The organism is Amycolatopsis sp. WQ 127309 (genome assembly GCF_023023025.1).
Taxonomy (GTDB): Bacteria; Actinomycetota; Actinomycetes; order Mycobacteriales; family Pseudonocardiaceae; genus Amycolatopsis.
Map to the genome: position 1 here is coordinate 6,864,998 of NZ_CP095481.1, position 14,248 is coordinate 6,879,245.

Consider the following 14,248-nt stretch of genomic DNA (forward strand, 5'->3'; position numbering starts at 1 on the left):
AGGGGGTCAGGATGGCGTTTGGGCGTCTTGGAGGCGTTGCCGGACTTCGACGGCGTGGTGGGGGTAGCCGGTGTCCTCGTAGATGGTGGCGGCTTCTTGCCAGCAGACCATCGCTTCACCCATGTGGCCGAGGTGAAGCAGGCAGGTGGCGAGAACATCCAGCGGCTCCGCGATGGTCTTGTCGCGGCTGATGGGCGTGCTACGGCCGATGGCGATCGCGTCGCGGCACAACCGGATCGCTTGCTCGGGTGCCTGCAGTGCTAGGCAGGCACGCGCCAACTGAGTCAACGCGTATGCTTCGCCGGTGCGGTCCCCGACCTGCCGCCGCAGGTGCAGGCCGAGCTCACCGTGCTTGAGTGCGCGCTGGTATTGGCCGAGGCCGATATGGGTGGCGCTGAGGTTGCCTTCTACGACCGCCTCCATGCGTCCGGAGTCAATGCCCCGGCTCAGCGGCAGCGCCCTGTCGAGCCACTGCAGTGCCTTGTCGAAGTCGCCCCGGCGCAGGAACATCAGCCCGCGATCGTTGAGATTCCACGCCTGGCGCGCGCCGTCGCCGAGTTGCTCGGCGAGAGTCGCTGCGCGGTCGAAGTCATCTTGAGCTTGGTCCCAGGCGCCGAGCGAGGACGCTGTCTCTCCTCGGAGGGTTACGAGGCTTTCTTCTTGTGCGCGGTTACCAGCCAGCTGAGCTGCGGTGATCCCCAGGCTGCATGCGTCGAGTTCTTCTTGCGGGCTGCCCGCGGAGCGGAGGAAGCGGCAAGCGTAAGCGAGGGGGATCGTATGGTGATGGAGCTGGTGGTCGGCAGCGTATTGCAACGCAGCCAGGATGTTGGTGCGTTCGCTGATGAGCCAGGCCCACGCCTGGCTGATCCCGGTGATGGGATGTGGGTAGTCGGGTTCTGCCACGACCGCGGGGATCTGTTCGAACCTAGGGTGGACGCGGTGATCGGCGGTACGGCTGGTGTGGGTGTACCAGGTGAGCAGGGATTCGAGCGCAGAACGGCGGTCGTGGTCGGTGTCGTGGTCGTGGGCCTGGCCGGCGGCGTAGGCGCGGAGCAGGTCGTGCAACCGATACCGGCTGCCTGCGGCGGGTTCGATCAGGTGCGCACTCGTGAGCGCGGCCAATTGGGGCCGGGTGTCGGCGGGGGACAGCTCGGCGAGTGCGGCGGCGGCAGGCAGGGTGAGGTCGGGGCCGGGGTGGAGTCCGAGGCGGCGGAACAGCCGTGCGTGTTCGGGTGGGAGTTGCTGGTAGGACCAGTCGAAGACGGCGCGGATGGCTGCGCGTTCGTCGCCGGTGTCGCTGAGGACGTCTAGACGGGTGTGGTCGTCGGTCAGGTCGGCGACCACCTCGGCCACGCTTTGGTGGGGGTGGGCGGCGGCGCGGGTGGCGGCGATCCGCAGGGCCAAGGGCAGCCGCGCGCAGAGCCGGATGAGTTCATGGATGGCGTGGGGTTCGGTGGCGGCGCGTTCGGCGCCGAGGATGCCGGTGACGAGGGCGTGTGCTTCGGGTATGTCGAGCAGGTCGAGGGTGAGGCGGTGGGCGGCGTCGGTGACGACCAGTCCGGTGAGGCTGTCGCGGCTGGTCACCAGGACCATGCAGCCGGGGGTGCCGGGTAGCAGAGGGCGGATCTGTTCGGGGCTGCGGGCGTTGTCCAGCACCATCAGCACCCGTTTGCCTGATAGCAGTGATCGCAGTAGTGCCGACTGCTCCTCAACCTCCGGCGGGATGGTGCGGGCCGCGATCCCGAGGGCGCGCAGGAATCCGCCCAGTGCCTCACTCGGCGTGGCTGGAGTACCAGGACCGTAGCCGCGCAGATTCACATGCAGCGTGCCATCTGGGAACCGGTCCTGGTTGCGGTGGGCCCAGTGCAGCGCGAGGGTGGTCTTGCCAATCCCTCCGGCCCCGTCGACGGCAGTGATCACCACCGACCGAGCTCCCGGTTCGTCGAGATTGTGGTGGTCGGGTGGGGCCAGAGCGTCGAGTGCGTCCAGGTGTCCGGCGCGGCCGGTGAAGTCCCGCACTGCCGCGGGCAGTTGCCGCGGAACCACTCTGCCCGAGCTTGGTCGGGAGCCGAAATGGGGATGTCCGGCGCCTCGGCCGCCGCTACCTGGCGGTATGGGGTCGGGTGAATAGGGGTGGTCGGGGAGAGTGATCCAGCCGGTGGTGTCGGCTTCCTTCACCGTGACCGCGACGGGGCGCCAGGTGGCGGGCGCGGCGGCAGGGGTGTGGCGGATGACGTCGTCGAACAGCCCGTCCGAGGCGATTACCGCCAGCACTCCCGGTGACCCGGCCAGTGCCGCCTTCAATGGCGGGGCGTCGCACAGCCGGAACGTCCGGATCAGCGCGGCGGAGGAGATGCCGTGCGTGTCGTAGCCGACCTCGCCGGCGTGCAGCGCGACACGCAGTCGGAGCCGCTGTGGGTCGGGGTGGGTGTCGTTGTGCACCCGGAGCCGCCTCACCAGCGCCGGCAGCACTACTTCCACGAACTGGGCCTTGTCAGTCTCGGCCGGCGCGAGTGCGACGACGGCATCTCCGCGAATTTCGCGATAGCAGTCTTCCCACTGTGTCCCGGCCGCGGCGAACGCCGCCTGCATTACCGCGTCGAGCCCGTCGCGCACTGCTTGCAAATGCGGGCTCGTCCGGCGCGGATCCCCGAACCCTTCGACATCGGCGACCACGATCAGGTGATGTCTTGACCCCAGGCCCTGCTCCGTCGCCATGCCCGCCCTCTCTCCCGGGTCCGCAAGAACGCAGGATCTGACCACAGTCGCAAAATCGAGTACGAGAGATAGCCCCTGGCGGGGTGCCTGGTTCTAAATTGGGCCCGCTCTCGGCGGCATTGAGCCGGGCACCCGACCGATACCGTCCGGTCGAAGCCGCGTCCATGCGCTCTGCGCCGGCTGCGCCCTTGCTCGCATCCGCGCCGCTGGCGCGCAGACCCCATCCCAACCGGGCCGGGCGGCTGAGGCCTGTTCGGGACCATCTCGCTGATGCTGGTCGTGATCGATTGCTGACCGGAAGATCATTTTTTCCAGGGCTGCAGCAGGGTTGCAACGACCGAGCGGGCCTGCGCAAAGGCCTGCTGGCGCCATCAGCTCGCACACCTGCTCTGGAAGGGCGAGCTGGCAGCGAACCGGTCCTGGCCACTGCACGAGGCATCGATGTTCGCCGAGATCTGTGGGTGGATGGGGACGTGTGGGCAGTCGCCCGTGCTGCTGGCCGCCCCCAACCTGGACCTCGGGCCAGCGCTCGTTCCAGACTTCGAAACTCACCACTCCGGGACTCGTCGCGGTCACCAGCACCTGCACGCCGAGCAGGTAGGCGCTGGTACCCACAACCGCGACCATGGGGATGGTGGCCTTGATCCCGGGCATCAGCTGCGGGTCCAGCGGCTCGGCCCAGTGGACGGGCACGATGCCGAGGTTGCGGCAGAGGCGCAGGATGTGGCTGTACCGGACGATGATCGCCCGGTCCCCGTCCAAGACACCGGTCTCCGCGGCCTCCCGGGTCGCCTTCAGGGTCTTGTAGAGGCCTTCCTGTGACTCCAGGGCGTACCAGCACCCGGCAATGGCGACCTCCGCCAGCAGCCTGCGCTCGAGATCGCCCTTGACCTCGGCAACCGCGCTGGCCACGATGAACTTCGCTTTCGCGTTCTGAATGGTCTGCCGGCGGTCGAAGTATTCCTGCGTGTCCATGACGTCCTGGAGATGCCTGCGGCCGGCGGCCATGTGCTTGTCATACTCCCGCAGCGGGATCCTGCCGATCTGGATCCGCAAGTCCCGCAGTTGGTTGTCGATGTCCGCGAAGCCCGAGGTGATCTTGTCCTCGAGCTCCTTGTCGCCGACGTGGTCGATGATCGCCTTGATCACCTCGGACAGCACGGTCACCGCCGCCCCGCCGGGGGCCTTCAACGTGATCGAGACGATCGCCAGCGCGAGCCATCCCGAGGACTGCCGCGCCACCGCCTTCTTTTTGGCCATCACACCCTCCCGTCAGTTGGTCGCGCTGCGGGGGCCCAATGTTGCGCCAGAAGCGGAGTCGGGCCCGATCAGCCCAACATTTGCTTGCCGATGTCGTTGGTTGCCTCGGTCCTGATTCCGCTGGCGTCGTCGGCTGGTGGAGAGCAGGCGCACAACGCCCGGCATCTCGCGGACGCGTGAGGACCAACGGCACCGAGGGTGATTACCTGCCTACGGGTTGGCTGCATCGACGTGGCAGCCTTAGGGCGTGAGGTCGTCACCTTCAGCGCGCGGCCCATGTTTGAAGGGGGCAATTGTCGTGGACGCCGATCGTGTCGGTGAGGGTCGTGTCGCTGGTGGCCAGCCCGTGCGGATGCTAGTGACGGGTGGCGGTACAGGTGGTCACACGTATCCGGCGTTGACGGATGTCCGGACGGCGCGGTCCCGGCTGGCGAGCGGCCAGGCAGCAGCGGAGGTTCTGTGGGTCGGAACCGTCGGCGGCCTCGAAGCCCGCATTGCCGGACATGAGGGCATCCCGTTCGTGGCGGTCGCGGCCGGAAAGATCCGACGGCCGCGGAATCCGCTGAAGATGGTGTCCTGGGCGAACTTGAGCGACATGGGGAAGGTGCCACTCGGTGTCGTGCAGGCGATTCGTGCGGTCAGGGCGTTCCGGCCGGATGTGGTGCTCGCGACTGGCGGGTACGTGTCGGTTCCGGTGAGCTTGGCGGCGTGGGTGTGCCGACGTCCACTGGTCGTGCACGAGCAGACGGTGCGGCTGGGGCTGGCGAACAGGTTGCTGGCCCGGGTTGCGACGGCGATGGCCGTGTCGTCGGCCTCGACGTTGCCGCTGCTGCCGGAGCGAGCTCGGAAGCGCGCGGTGGTGATCGGGAATCCGGTGCGGCCGGAGGTCCTGGCCGGCCATGCCGAGAAGGCACTGGAGGCTTTGAGCTTGGACGCTTTCGATCCGGCTCGGCCGACGGTGTACGTGACCGGGGGAGCGCAGGGCGCGGTCCAGATCAACCGGCTCGTCGGCGAGATCCTGCCGTGGCTGCTGGAGCGGGCCAACGTGATTCACCAGTGCGGGCCGGCAGCCGAAGAGGGGATGCAGGAGATGGCTGCGGCTTTGCCGGTGGAAGAGGCGGGCCGGTATCTGCCGGTCGGGTTCGTGGGGCCGGAGTTGCCAGACGTGTTCGCGCTGGCGGACGTGGTGATTTCGCGTAGTGGCGCGGGCACGATCGCCGAGCTGACTGCGTTGGGGTTGCCCTCGGTGTTGATCCCGCTGGCGTCGTCGGCCGGCGGCGAGCAGGCGCACAACGCGCGGCACCTTGCGGACGCTGGCGCGGCCAGCGCCCTGCTGGACGAGGTCACGCCGGCGGCACTGCGGGAGGCCCTCGAACCGCTGTTGGCCGACGGCGCACTCCGGAGCGCGATGGCCGGGAAAGCACGCGAGCAGGGCCGCCCGGATGCCGGGGACCGGCTCGTCGACGTCGTCTTGGACCTCGCCACGACCGGTCGCCGTTGACCCCACGCTGAGATCAACGGTGACCGGAACGGTCAGGCGCGGAAGCTGGACTGGGCTCGCGTCCAGTCCAGCCGGTCGCCGAGCTGATGGTCATCGCGGCTGTAGTGCGTCACGGCCAGAGCCGGATCCTGCGGTCTGGGCGTGATCGTGTCGAGCCGGGGCAAGGTGTCGGTGATGAGCTGGCGGCCGTGGGCGATGGCCCGCCACCAGACGTCGCGAACCTCGTCGATGTCGGGCCAGATGGAGAACAGTGCCTCGGCGAGGACAGGGCCGGTGTCGATCCCCTGGTCGATGACGTGCAGGGTGATCCCGGTCAGGTCCTCGCCGTTGCGCAGCGCCCAGTTGACGGGCCGGACGCCTCGGTAGTGCGGGAGGCGGCCAGGGTGGCAGTTGATGATCTGCAGGGTGGCGTCGATCAGCTCGGGACCGATGATCTTGTCGTAGAGGACGCTGAAGACGACGTCGCACCGGCCGGGCTCGAGGTCGCGCCAGTCCCCGGAGTCGACGATCCGCACGTCGGGCCAGCGGGTCGCGACGGTCTCGGCGAGGCTGATGTCCCAGCCCGGCTCGGGCATAGTCGGGATGACGGTGTCGAGCACGATGCCCGGCAGCTTGGCGATGGTTTCGCAGGCGTGGATGGCGAGGGTGCCCTTCCCGAGGACGGCCGCGCGGCGCATCACCGAACTCCTGGCTGCCCGGCCGGAACGGCTTTGCCGCGGTGGAGTGCTGCGGGTTCGGCGGACACTGCGGCTGCGAGCGCGGTGACCACGAAGGTGAGGTCGGCGTCGGTCAGGTTTGGATGAAACGGCAGGCTCAGGATCTCGCTGGCCACCGCTTCGGTGGCGGGCAGCGATCGTGACCACCGCGCGAACGCCGGTTGCAGGTGGTTGGGCGGGTAGTGCACTCCGGCCTGGATCCCGGCAGCGTGCAGCCGGGCGTGAACGGTGTCCCGCACGGACGCAGGCACCCGGACGACGCAGTTGAACGGCACGGTGTTCGCCACGTCGAGGTCGACCAGGACGACGCCGGGAACGTTGGCGAGCGCGGTGGCGTAGCTGCGCCAGAGGTGCCGGCGGCAGGCCGTGACCTCGTCGAAGTGGGTGAGCTGGACCCGGCCGATCGCCGCGTGCAGGGTCGAGAGGTGATAGCGGAACCCCGGCACCGCGACCAGGTAGGAGACGGTCTGGACCCGCTGTTCCCGGGGGCTGGTCATCCCCAGCAGCCGGGCGCGACGCAGCTGGTCGGCTTCGGCCGGGTGACGGGGGACGATGGCTCCGCCGTCTCCGCAGGTCAACGCCTTGATCGCGTCGAAGCTGAAGCAGGTCAGGTCCCCGGTGGCGCCGACTCGGCGTCCGGCTGTGAGGGAGCCGAAAGCGTGGGCGGCGTCTTCGACGACCGCGATGTCCCGTTCGGCGAGCTGGTCGCGGATCGGGGCCAGGTCGACGGCCCGGCCGCCGTAGAGCACCGGCATCACCGCCCGGGTGGCCGAGGTGAGTGCGGTCTGGATGTGCTCGGCGGTGACGCACAGCGTGGCGGGGTCGACGTCGACGAACCGAGGCTGGGCTCCGGTGGCGAGGATGGCCTGGACGCTGGCGCAGAAGGTCAGGGACGGGACGACGACCTCGTCGCCGGGTCCGACGCCGGCCGCCAGCAGCGCCAGGTGCAGGGCTGCGGTGCCGGTGGCGACCGCGACGACGTCGTCGACGCCGAGGTGGGCCGCGAGTTCGCTCTCGAAAGCGTCGGTTTCGTGACCGTGCCCATACTGGCCGGTTTCCAGCACGCGGCCGATCGCGGCCAGCTCGGTGCCGTGCAGGAACGGGCGGGCGTTGGCGGCCGGCCCGCTGGGGCTCGTCACGGTGGTCACGCGCTCATCGCCTCGAGCCCGGCTCCCAGAGCAGAGAGCGCCAATCGCTCGGGATGGCGGCGGTACCAGGCGACGGTGTCGGCCAGGCCGGCCGGCAGCTCGCGGCGGGGTGTGAAGCCAAGGGCCGCGATCTTGCTCCAGTCCGTGCTGTAGCGGACGTCGTTTGCTGGCCGGTCCGGGACGTAGGCGATCGCGTCGGCGTCCCGACCAGTTGCCTCCAGCAGGAGCATGGTCAGCTCGATGGTGGTCAGGTCGGTGCCGCCGCCGATGTTGTAGGTCTCGCCCGGCACGCCGGCGCGCAGGACCTGCTCGATGGCCCTGCAGTTGTCCTCGACGTGCAGCCAGTTGCGTACGTGCCGGCCGCGGCCGTGCACCGTGATCTGCTGGCCGGCCAGCAGGAGGCCGAGGAATCGGGGGATCAGCTTCTCGGGGTGCTGGCGTGGTCCGTAGTTGTTCGAGCTGCGGGTGATGCACACCGGGACGCCGCAGGAGACGTAGTACGAGGTGGCGAGCAGGTCGCTGCACGCCTTGCTGGCCGCGTACGGCACGGTCGGCCGTAGCGGCGAGGCCTCGGTGGCGCAGCCGGTGGGCAGGGGACCGTAGACCTCGTCGGTGGACACGTGGACCAGCTTGGCGACGCCGGCTCGCATCGCGACGTCGAGCAGTGCCTGGGTGCCCATGACGTTCGTGTGGACCGACTGGCCGACATCGATCAGCGAGCGGTCGACGTGGGATTCCGCGGCCAGGTGCACGACCCAGTCGTGTCCGGGAAGGACCGCGGAGACGAGGTCGTGGTCGCGGATGTCACCGTGGACGAACCGCACTTTGCCGGATGCTTCGGCGTCGGCGAGGTTGCGGCGGTCGCCGGCGTAGGTCAGGGCGTCCAGCACCGTGACCTGCGTGATGTCGTCGCAACCGACGAGCCGGTCGACCAGATGCGACCCGATGAATCCGGCGCCACCGGTGACGAAAACCGTGTGCATGATGGTCCTTTCGTTTCTGGGCAAGGCGTCGGGCATGAAAGCGACGTCAGCCGTGGTGCGAAATTGCGCTGCGGTACGAGGAGGCGCAGCTGGTGTAGCTGGGCAGGATTCCGGCTTGTCGAGCCTCCAACGCGCCTGGACTGGCGGAGTCCTTCGTCGACCGTCGAGGGGTGAGGTCGGTCGGCCAGGCGATCGCGAGGTCAGGGTCGAGGGCGTTCACAGCCTGCTCCTGCACGTCGTGATGCGGCTGGGACAGCAGGTACAGCAGCGTCGTGGTCTCCGACAGAGCCACGAACGCGTGCCCGACACCCGGCGGGATGTACAGGGCGGTCCGGTTGTCCTGGTCGAGAGGCTCGGCGTGCCACCGCCCGAAGGTCGAAGACCCCACCCGCAGGTCCACGACGACGTCCAGCACCGCACCCTGCAGGCAGGTCACGTACTTCGCGGGCCCGGTCGCCGAGCTGACCCGAATGCCCCGAAGGACCGAGCGATGGGAGGTCGAGCAGGTCGCTTGCCGTGCGACGAGTTTAAGGCCGGTGGCGGCTGTGAACTGTGCACTGTGGAACGGTTCGTGCAGGTCGCCTCGGTCATCGGTGAAGGCCTCTGCGGTTACTTTCCAGGTCCCGCCGATCGGCAGCGGTTCGATTCGTGAATCCATCGCGTCCCCTCCCCGGAATCGGTGCGGCGCGGGTGTCGCTCGAACATAGGAATGCGAGTTGAGCTGCGGCTGGTTGTGTGCCAACCCGGCATGGGGCGTGCCAAGTTGGCACAAAGCTCTTGACGCCGTCACCGAGCCGCTACGCTGGGTGAGTCGTCGCTCCGACTGTGGAGGACCCGATGCCCCCGACCATGTCGTCGCTGTTGCTCGAGGCGATCGAGCGGCGCGACTACCCCGCGGTGCTGCGGTACGCCCGGGAGCAGGCCGGATGGAGCCAGACCGAACTCGCGCAGCGCGTCGGGTTCCACCCGAGCGTGATCTCGCGCATGGAAGCCGGCCGCCGCCGGATGGAGAACATCGCGGTCCTGCGGCGGCTGGCCGAGGTCCTGCCGGTACCTGCCACGGCGTTCGGGCTGGACGACCACGAAGGCGTGGCGACCGGGCGCATCGGATCGAAGGCTTCTAGGGTGGTCGGCGAGCCCGCTCACGAGGAGGACGACGTGCGTCGACGCAGCTTTCTGAAAGCCGGTGGCGTGGCCATGGGCGTAGCTGTCGCGGGTGCCCCGGGCGCCGCTGCCGGCGCCGCAGCGTCCGAGGCGCTGCCGGACCCCGCCGTCACGCTCGCCTCCCGGCTGTCGGAAGTCCTAGTCGGCACGCCGGCCGCGCGGGGCGCGGTCCTGCCCGCCGCCAGCTTGACCCGTGGCCTCGCCGCGGCCCGGTCGTCCTTCGGCAAGTCCGACTTCCTCGCGCTGGCCGACACGCTGCCGGAGCTGGTGCGTGCCGCTGAAGCCGCCCAGGACGCCGGTGCGCTGGCCCAGGCGTACACGCTGGTCACCCGTGTGCTGGTGAAGCTGCGCCCGAGTGGGTTGGAGTGGATCAGCGCCGATCGGGCCGTTCGCGCTGCGGGCGAAGCCGGGCAGCCGCTCGTGCTCGCTGAGGCTGAACGCATGCTCTCGGGCGTGTGCCGCCGCGCCGGCCACCACGACCGCGCGCAGATGCTCGTCCTCGACGCAGCCGACCGGCTCGACCTCGACGGCCGAGACCCTCGCCACCTGCTGCTGCACTCCAGCCTGCTGTGCTCCGGCGGCTACGCCGCGGCCCGAGCCGGCGACGGTGCCCGCGCTCGTAACTTGCTGGCCGACGCGGCGGCAACCACGACACGGCTCGACGGTGCCGACGCCGCGCGCGCCGGTGCGAATCTGCTCAGCCACCGCGTGTCCGTCGAACAATTACTCGGCGATCCGGGCGCGGCCTTGCAGCACGCTCGCGCCGCCCGGGCAGTCGCGTTCCCCGACGTCGAGCGGGAGGGACGGTATCTGGTCGACCTCGCCGCTGTGCAGCTCCAGCTCGATCAGCCCGGACCTGCCTACAGCACTCTGCTGGCCGCCGAACGGCGCGCACCCGGGGAAGTCCACACTCGCGCCGCCGTCCGAACCATCGTCGACGCGCTGCTCGAACAGAGCCAGGCTGCCGTGCCCGGGATTCGTGACCTCGCCGCCCGGGTGCATGTTCCGGCCTAGTGCCTCACCAAGAAACGTTGACGTCGTCATCGTGTCGCGTGGACAACCAGGCTGGTGATCGCGAGGCTGGCCACGGAGATGAGGCTGGTGGCGCGTCAGCCAGAGGTGTTCGCGCGGTCGTTGGAGCCCGAAGAAGCGCAGCGGCTGGTGAAGATTACGAGGTCGACGAAGGATCGGGTGCGGCTGCGGCGCTCCGGGATTGTGCTGGCCTCGGTTGCAAAGCCGGTCCGCGGGGGAGATCGCGGCAATGTTCGCCGCGACCGAGGGGTATGTGCGGGAGGTGATCCACGCGTTCAACACCTCCGGGTTCGTGGCTTTGTCCCCAAAATGGAGTGGCGGCAGACCTCGTAAGTTCGGGCCGGCCGCCCGTGACCAGATCTTGCCGCATCGCGGCCTGCAAACCCGCCGAGCTGAGGTTGCCGTTCACGACCTGGAGCCTGACCAAGCTGGTCGACTACCTCGCCGAGCACTCATGGATCCGGGCGAGCACTGAGACTGTTCGCCAGACCCTGCGTGAGGCGGGCGTGTCCTGGCAGGCGACGAAGACCTGGAAAGCCAGCAAGGACCCGGACTTCATCGCGAAGAAGAACCGTATCCTCGACCTCTATGATCATCCGCCTGCCGACGGGCGAGTGCTCTGTGTCGACGAGTTCGGGCTGCTAAACCTGCAACCCCGCCCCGGCCGCGGCTGGTTCCCCCGAGGCCGACCGACCCGGCAGCGTGCTACCTACACCCGTACCCAGGGGGTTCGGCAGATGTTCGCCGACTCGATCTGGCCTCCGGGCAGATGTTCTACCGGTTCCGCGACCGCAAGCGCTGGCCGCAGTTTCTCGACTTCTGCAAGCAGCTGCGCCGCCGTTTCCCTGCGGGGAAGCTCTACCTGGTCTGTGACAATTACGGCCCTCACGGCAAGGCCGAGGTCCGTAGCTGGTGCGCGGCCAACGACATCGAGCTTGTCTACACGCCCACCAACGCGTCCTGGCTGAACTGGATCGAGTGCGAGTTCACCGCGATCCGCTACTTCACCCTCGACGGCAGTGACTACCCCAGTCATGCTTCCCAGGAAGCCGCTATCGGCGGCTACCTCCGCTGGCACAACCGCAGCTGCCACCCGAAACGCCACTTCGCAGTCAGCTCGTAGAGGCTGTTCCTGAACCTGTGGTCGTTGCGGGTGTCGTGAGACATGAAATAGGTGGGCTCCTGGTAGGAGGGAGGTTGCGAAGCCAAACCCACTTACCAGGAGCCCAGCCCTAGTGTGCCTTGCCGATCAGGCGTGTATGTCATCGGTGTCGCCCCGACGACGCCGCTACCCCTCCGATTGCACCGAAGCCGAGTGGGCCCTGCTGCTCCCATTGATGCCCCGGCGTGCGGACTGGCGCGGCGGGCGGGAAGGTGTCGGTGGCCGACCCGAAAACACTGCCGCCGGACAGTCATCGACGCCATCCGCTACCTGGTCAAAGAAGGCATCACCTGGCGGGCATTGCCCGCCGACTTCCCACCCTGGTCCACCGTCTACAAATACTTCCAGCGCTGGGCGGACCTGCTCGCCGTCGACGACCTGCACGACGCGCTGCGGGACCGGGTCCTCATGACCGACGGCCGGCCACCCTGGCCGACCGCGGCGATCATCGACTCGCAATCGGTCAAGGCCGCCGAAACCGTCGGGGCTGCCAGCCGCGGCTACGACGCAGGAAAAAAGATCAACGGCCGGAAACGGCACATCGCCGTCGACGTCCTCGGGATGCTGCTGGCTGTGATCGTGACCGACGCCTCGGTGCAGGACCGTGACGCTGCCCGCCCGTTGCTGCGGCTGCTGGGCAATCTGTTCGACCACATCAGCCTGGTCTGGGCTGATGGTGGCTACGGCGGGGCGTTGCTGCCCTGGGCCCGCCAGGTTCTGTCGCTGACCGTCCGGATCGTCAAACGGACCGATAAGACACCCGGGTTTGTGGTGGTAGCGCACCGGTGGAAGGTCGAGCGGACCCTGGCCTGGATCACCCGCCACCGGCGCACCGTCCGGGACTACGAACGTTTACCCGGCACTCACGAAGCCATGATCAAGTGGGTCATGATCACCACCATGACCCGCAAACTCACCCGTCACGACCCCACCAACATCCACCAGTGGCGGGCCCGAGACAGCGAACCCCGACTGGTTTAGGAACACGCTCTAAGATCCGCCGCCCGGATTACCTACCCAACGTTGCTGATGCGGCACTAGGACCGGAGGCCCAGCTGGTGCAGGATGCCGAGTTCGTCGGTGCTGCCCCAGCGCTCGACGATCTTCCCGTTCTCGAACCGTCCTATCTGGACACCGCGAACCTCGATCTTCCGGCCGGTGGCGGCGATGCCTTGGAAGTCGCCTTGATGGGTGCCGGTCAGCGTGTAAGCCAGGCAAACGTGGTCGTCGTCGGCCACCAGTGTCGCCGGCTCGAGACGGGCGTCGGGGAACGCGCCGACCAGCGTGCGGAAGAACCCGCGGAAGCCCTCGCGGCCCGCGGCTTGGCCCGGTGCGGGGTCGTGGTCCAGCGCGTCTTCGGCGAACATGGTCTCCATCCCGCCGTCGATGTCACCGGAATTGATCAGTTCTGCGGCCTTTTCCTGCGTGGCGATGTTCTGTTCCCTGGACACGTAGCCTCCTCGATTCGTGGTTGATCGTCTGAACGGATTCCCCCAAACGGCGACCGGAAACGTCGCCGGCGTGACAGATCGATCAGTTCGAGGATGCCGTCGGCGGTGTTGGTGACGAACAGACTTCCGATGTCCGGATCGACACCGTTTCGCCGACAGGCAATTTCTGCTGAGGACGGGGACTCGGGCGCAGTTCGCTGCTGGTGGCTTCTGCGTCATCGCCGGGCGTGGTCAGTAACGCGATCGGTTCTGCGGTCAGAGCGTAAACGCGGTTCACCATGCCGTCGGCCTCGTCGGCGGTGAACAGCCCGTAACCGGTGGCGTGGCGGATCGCGGCGAGCACACGCCGATGGAACCGCAACGCGGCCTCAGCGGACGGGAATGAGGGCAGATGTGACCCGCCAGGCTCGGGAGAAGTGGCAGTCATCGCACGCTGTCCCGCTGACGATGGTGCCGCGTTTCCGCGGCTTCACGCAGACTCGTCAGGGCATCGTTCAGCCGGGAGACGGCCTCGGCGACCGGTATGCCGAGCAGCTTGGCGACCTCGGCCAAGGGCTGTCCGCCGAAGTGACTCCACCCGAGTACTTCGCGGCACGCGACGGGTACTGCGGCCATAGCTTGTGCATACGACACAGCCGGGTGCGCTGGCCCGGACCCACCATCGCGAGACGGTGCGGATCGGATCTTGTCGAGCACGTACCGACGAGCCGTGGCCATCAGCAAGGAGCACGCGTCATCGCGGTCGGGATCAAAGCGCGACGCTACTCGCCATGTCTGCCTGTACACCTCAAGGGTGACGTCGTCGGCCTGACGCACGTCGGGCAGGACGCTGCGGATCAGCCCGTACACGGCCGGTGCGGTGCGGTCGTACAGACCAGCGAACGCGGTGGCGTCACCACGGCCCGCTCGCTGCAGCAGCAGTTGGCAAAGCTCCGAGTCTTCGCTGTCGATCTGCACGGCCTCTCCCGGAATCGACTTACAGAAGTCGCACCACCGGGGACTCGGGCAGCCTCATGTGATCTTGCGAGTACCCCGGCCGGCGGTCGGCAAACAACGCACAGGCCTGGCGGCTACCGCACCTGCTGGATACCTGCGACGTGACCGCGATCAGGT

At 68.3% G+C, this 14,248-nt stretch carries 14 protein-coding genes; 5 read left to right on the forward strand and 9 right to left on the reverse strand.

What is annotated here, in order from left to right:
• Positions 1–6: 6 nt before the first annotated feature.
• Both MUY22_RS31165 and MUY22_RS31170 read right to left on the reverse strand, forming a co-directional pair.
• The gene (locus MUY22_RS31165; RefSeq protein ID WP_247050529.1) at positions 7–2,718 is read right to left on the reverse strand and encodes a tetratricopeptide repeat protein; all 2,712 of its coding nucleotides are present in this window, start codon (positions 2,716–2,718) and stop codon (positions 7–9) included.
• A gap of 93 nt (positions 2,719–2,811) precedes the next feature.
• Positions 2,812–3,978, reverse strand: coding sequence for a hypothetical protein (locus tag MUY22_RS31170; protein WP_247050532.1), 1,167 nt, complete (start codon positions 3,976–3,978; stop codon positions 2,812–2,814).
• Between the two features lie 298 nt (positions 3,979–4,276).
• Between MUY22_RS31170 and MUY22_RS31175 the strand changes: the two genes are divergently transcribed.
• Positions 4,277–5,479 (forward strand): glycosyltransferase, encoded by a 1,203-nt coding sequence (locus tag MUY22_RS31175; protein ID WP_247050534.1) that lies wholly within the window; start codon positions 4,277–4,279, stop codon positions 5,477–5,479.
• A gap of 32 nt (positions 5,480–5,511) precedes the next feature.
• On the opposite strand, the gene MUY22_RS31180 is transcribed toward MUY22_RS31175, so the two are convergent.
• From MUY22_RS31180 to MUY22_RS31195, 4 genes are read right to left on the reverse strand one after another with little or no spacing between them, the layout of a single operon-like run.
• The gene (locus MUY22_RS31180; RefSeq protein ID WP_247050536.1) at positions 5,512–6,156 is read right to left on the reverse strand and encodes a formyltransferase family protein; all 645 of its coding nucleotides are present in this window, start codon (positions 6,154–6,156) and stop codon (positions 5,512–5,514) included.
• The gene (locus MUY22_RS31185) at positions 6,156–7,343 is read right to left on the reverse strand and encodes a DegT/DnrJ/EryC1/StrS aminotransferase family protein (protein WP_247050538.1); all 1,188 of its coding nucleotides are present in this window, start codon (positions 7,341–7,343) and stop codon (positions 6,156–6,158) included. Before MUY22_RS31185 ends, MUY22_RS31180 begins: the two co-directional genes overlap by 1 nt.
• A complete protein-coding gene (locus MUY22_RS31190) occupies positions 7,340–8,326 on the reverse strand; it encodes a dTDP-glucose 4,6-dehydratase (protein WP_247050539.1) in 987 nt (328 codons plus the stop codon). Before MUY22_RS31190 ends, MUY22_RS31185 begins: the two co-directional genes overlap by 4 nt.
• Positions 8,327–8,372: 46 nt before the next feature.
• The gene (locus tag MUY22_RS31195; protein ID WP_247050541.1) at positions 8,373–8,984 is read right to left on the reverse strand and encodes a dTDP-4-dehydrorhamnose 3,5-epimerase family protein; all 612 of its coding nucleotides are present in this window, start codon (positions 8,982–8,984) and stop codon (positions 8,373–8,375) included.
• 179 nt (positions 8,985–9,163) lie between these two features.
• Between MUY22_RS31195 and MUY22_RS31200 the strand changes: the two genes are divergently transcribed.
• The 4 genes from MUY22_RS31200 (at position 9,164) to MUY22_RS31210 (ending at position 12,665) form a co-directional block, all read left to right on the forward strand.
• A complete protein-coding gene (locus MUY22_RS31200) occupies positions 9,164–10,504 on the forward strand; it encodes a helix-turn-helix transcriptional regulator (RefSeq protein ID WP_247050543.1) in 1,341 nt (446 codons plus the stop codon).
• 247 nt (positions 10,505–10,751) lie between these two features.
• Positions 10,752–10,997 carry a helix-turn-helix domain-containing protein gene (locus tag MUY22_RS49800; protein ID WP_371827508.1) on the forward strand — a complete coding sequence of 82 codons (246 nt, stop codon included), beginning with the start codon at positions 10,752–10,754 and terminating at the stop codon, positions 10,995–10,997.
• 294 nt (positions 10,998–11,291) lie between these two features.
• On the forward strand, positions 11,292–11,645 hold the full coding sequence (locus MUY22_RS31205; protein ID WP_247050545.1) for a transposase: 354 nt from the start codon (positions 11,292–11,294) through the stop codon (positions 11,643–11,645).
• A gap of 192 nt (positions 11,646–11,837) precedes the next feature.
• Positions 11,838–12,665 carry an IS5 family transposase gene (locus MUY22_RS31210; RefSeq protein ID WP_247050547.1) on the forward strand — a complete coding sequence of 276 codons (828 nt, stop codon included), beginning with the start codon at positions 11,838–11,840 and terminating at the stop codon, positions 12,663–12,665.
• A 56-nt stretch (positions 12,666–12,721) separates the two neighbouring features.
• Here the strand turns inward: MUY22_RS31210 and MUY22_RS31215 are convergent, their stop codons facing one another.
• The 3 genes from MUY22_RS31215 to MUY22_RS31225 form a co-directional block, all read right to left on the reverse strand.
• Positions 12,722–13,135, reverse strand: a complete 414-nt coding sequence (locus MUY22_RS31215; RefSeq protein WP_247050549.1) for an ester cyclase — start codon at positions 13,133–13,135, stop codon at positions 12,722–12,724.
• A gap of 82 nt (positions 13,136–13,217) precedes the next feature.
• Positions 13,218–13,478, reverse strand: a complete 261-nt coding sequence (locus tag MUY22_RS31220) for a hypothetical protein (RefSeq protein ID WP_247050551.1) — start codon at positions 13,476–13,478, stop codon at positions 13,218–13,220.
• Positions 13,479–13,558: 80 nt separating this feature from the next.
• Positions 13,559–14,092 carry a sigma factor gene (locus MUY22_RS31225; RefSeq protein WP_247050553.1) on the reverse strand — a complete coding sequence of 178 codons (534 nt, stop codon included), beginning with the start codon at positions 14,090–14,092 and terminating at the stop codon, positions 13,559–13,561.
• Positions 14,093–14,248 lie beyond the last annotated feature (156 nt).

Excerpts from the sequence above, each read along its gene's own strand:
- MUY22_RS31165 (WP_247050529.1), bottom strand. The coding sequence starts at position 2,718 with ATGGCGACGGAGCAGGGCCTGGGGTCAAGACATCACCTGATCGTGGTC.
- MUY22_RS31170 (WP_247050532.1), bottom strand. The coding sequence starts at position 3,978 with ATGGCCAAAAAGAAGGCGGTGGCGCGGCAGTCCTCGGGATGGCTCGCG.
- MUY22_RS31180 (WP_247050536.1), bottom strand. The coding sequence starts at position 6,156 with ATGCGCCGCGCGGCCGTCCTCGGGAAGGGCACCCTCGCCATCCACGCC.
- MUY22_RS31190 (WP_247050539.1), bottom strand. The coding sequence starts at position 8,326 with ATGCACACGGTTTTCGTCACCGGTGGCGCCGGATTCATCGGGTCGCAT.
- MUY22_RS31195 (WP_247050541.1), bottom strand. The coding sequence starts at position 8,984 with ATGGATTCACGAATCGAACCGCTGCCGATCGGCGGGACCTGGAAAGTA.
- MUY22_RS31200 (WP_247050543.1), top strand. The coding sequence starts at position 9,164 with ATGCCCCCGACCATGTCGTCGCTGTTGCTCGAGGCGATCGAGCGGCGC.
- MUY22_RS49800 (WP_371827508.1), top strand. The coding sequence starts at position 10,752 with ATGTTCGCCGCGACCGAGGGGTATGTGCGGGAGGTGATCCACGCGTTC.
- MUY22_RS31205 (WP_247050545.1), top strand. The coding sequence starts at position 11,292 with ATGTTCTACCGGTTCCGCGACCGCAAGCGCTGGCCGCAGTTTCTCGAC.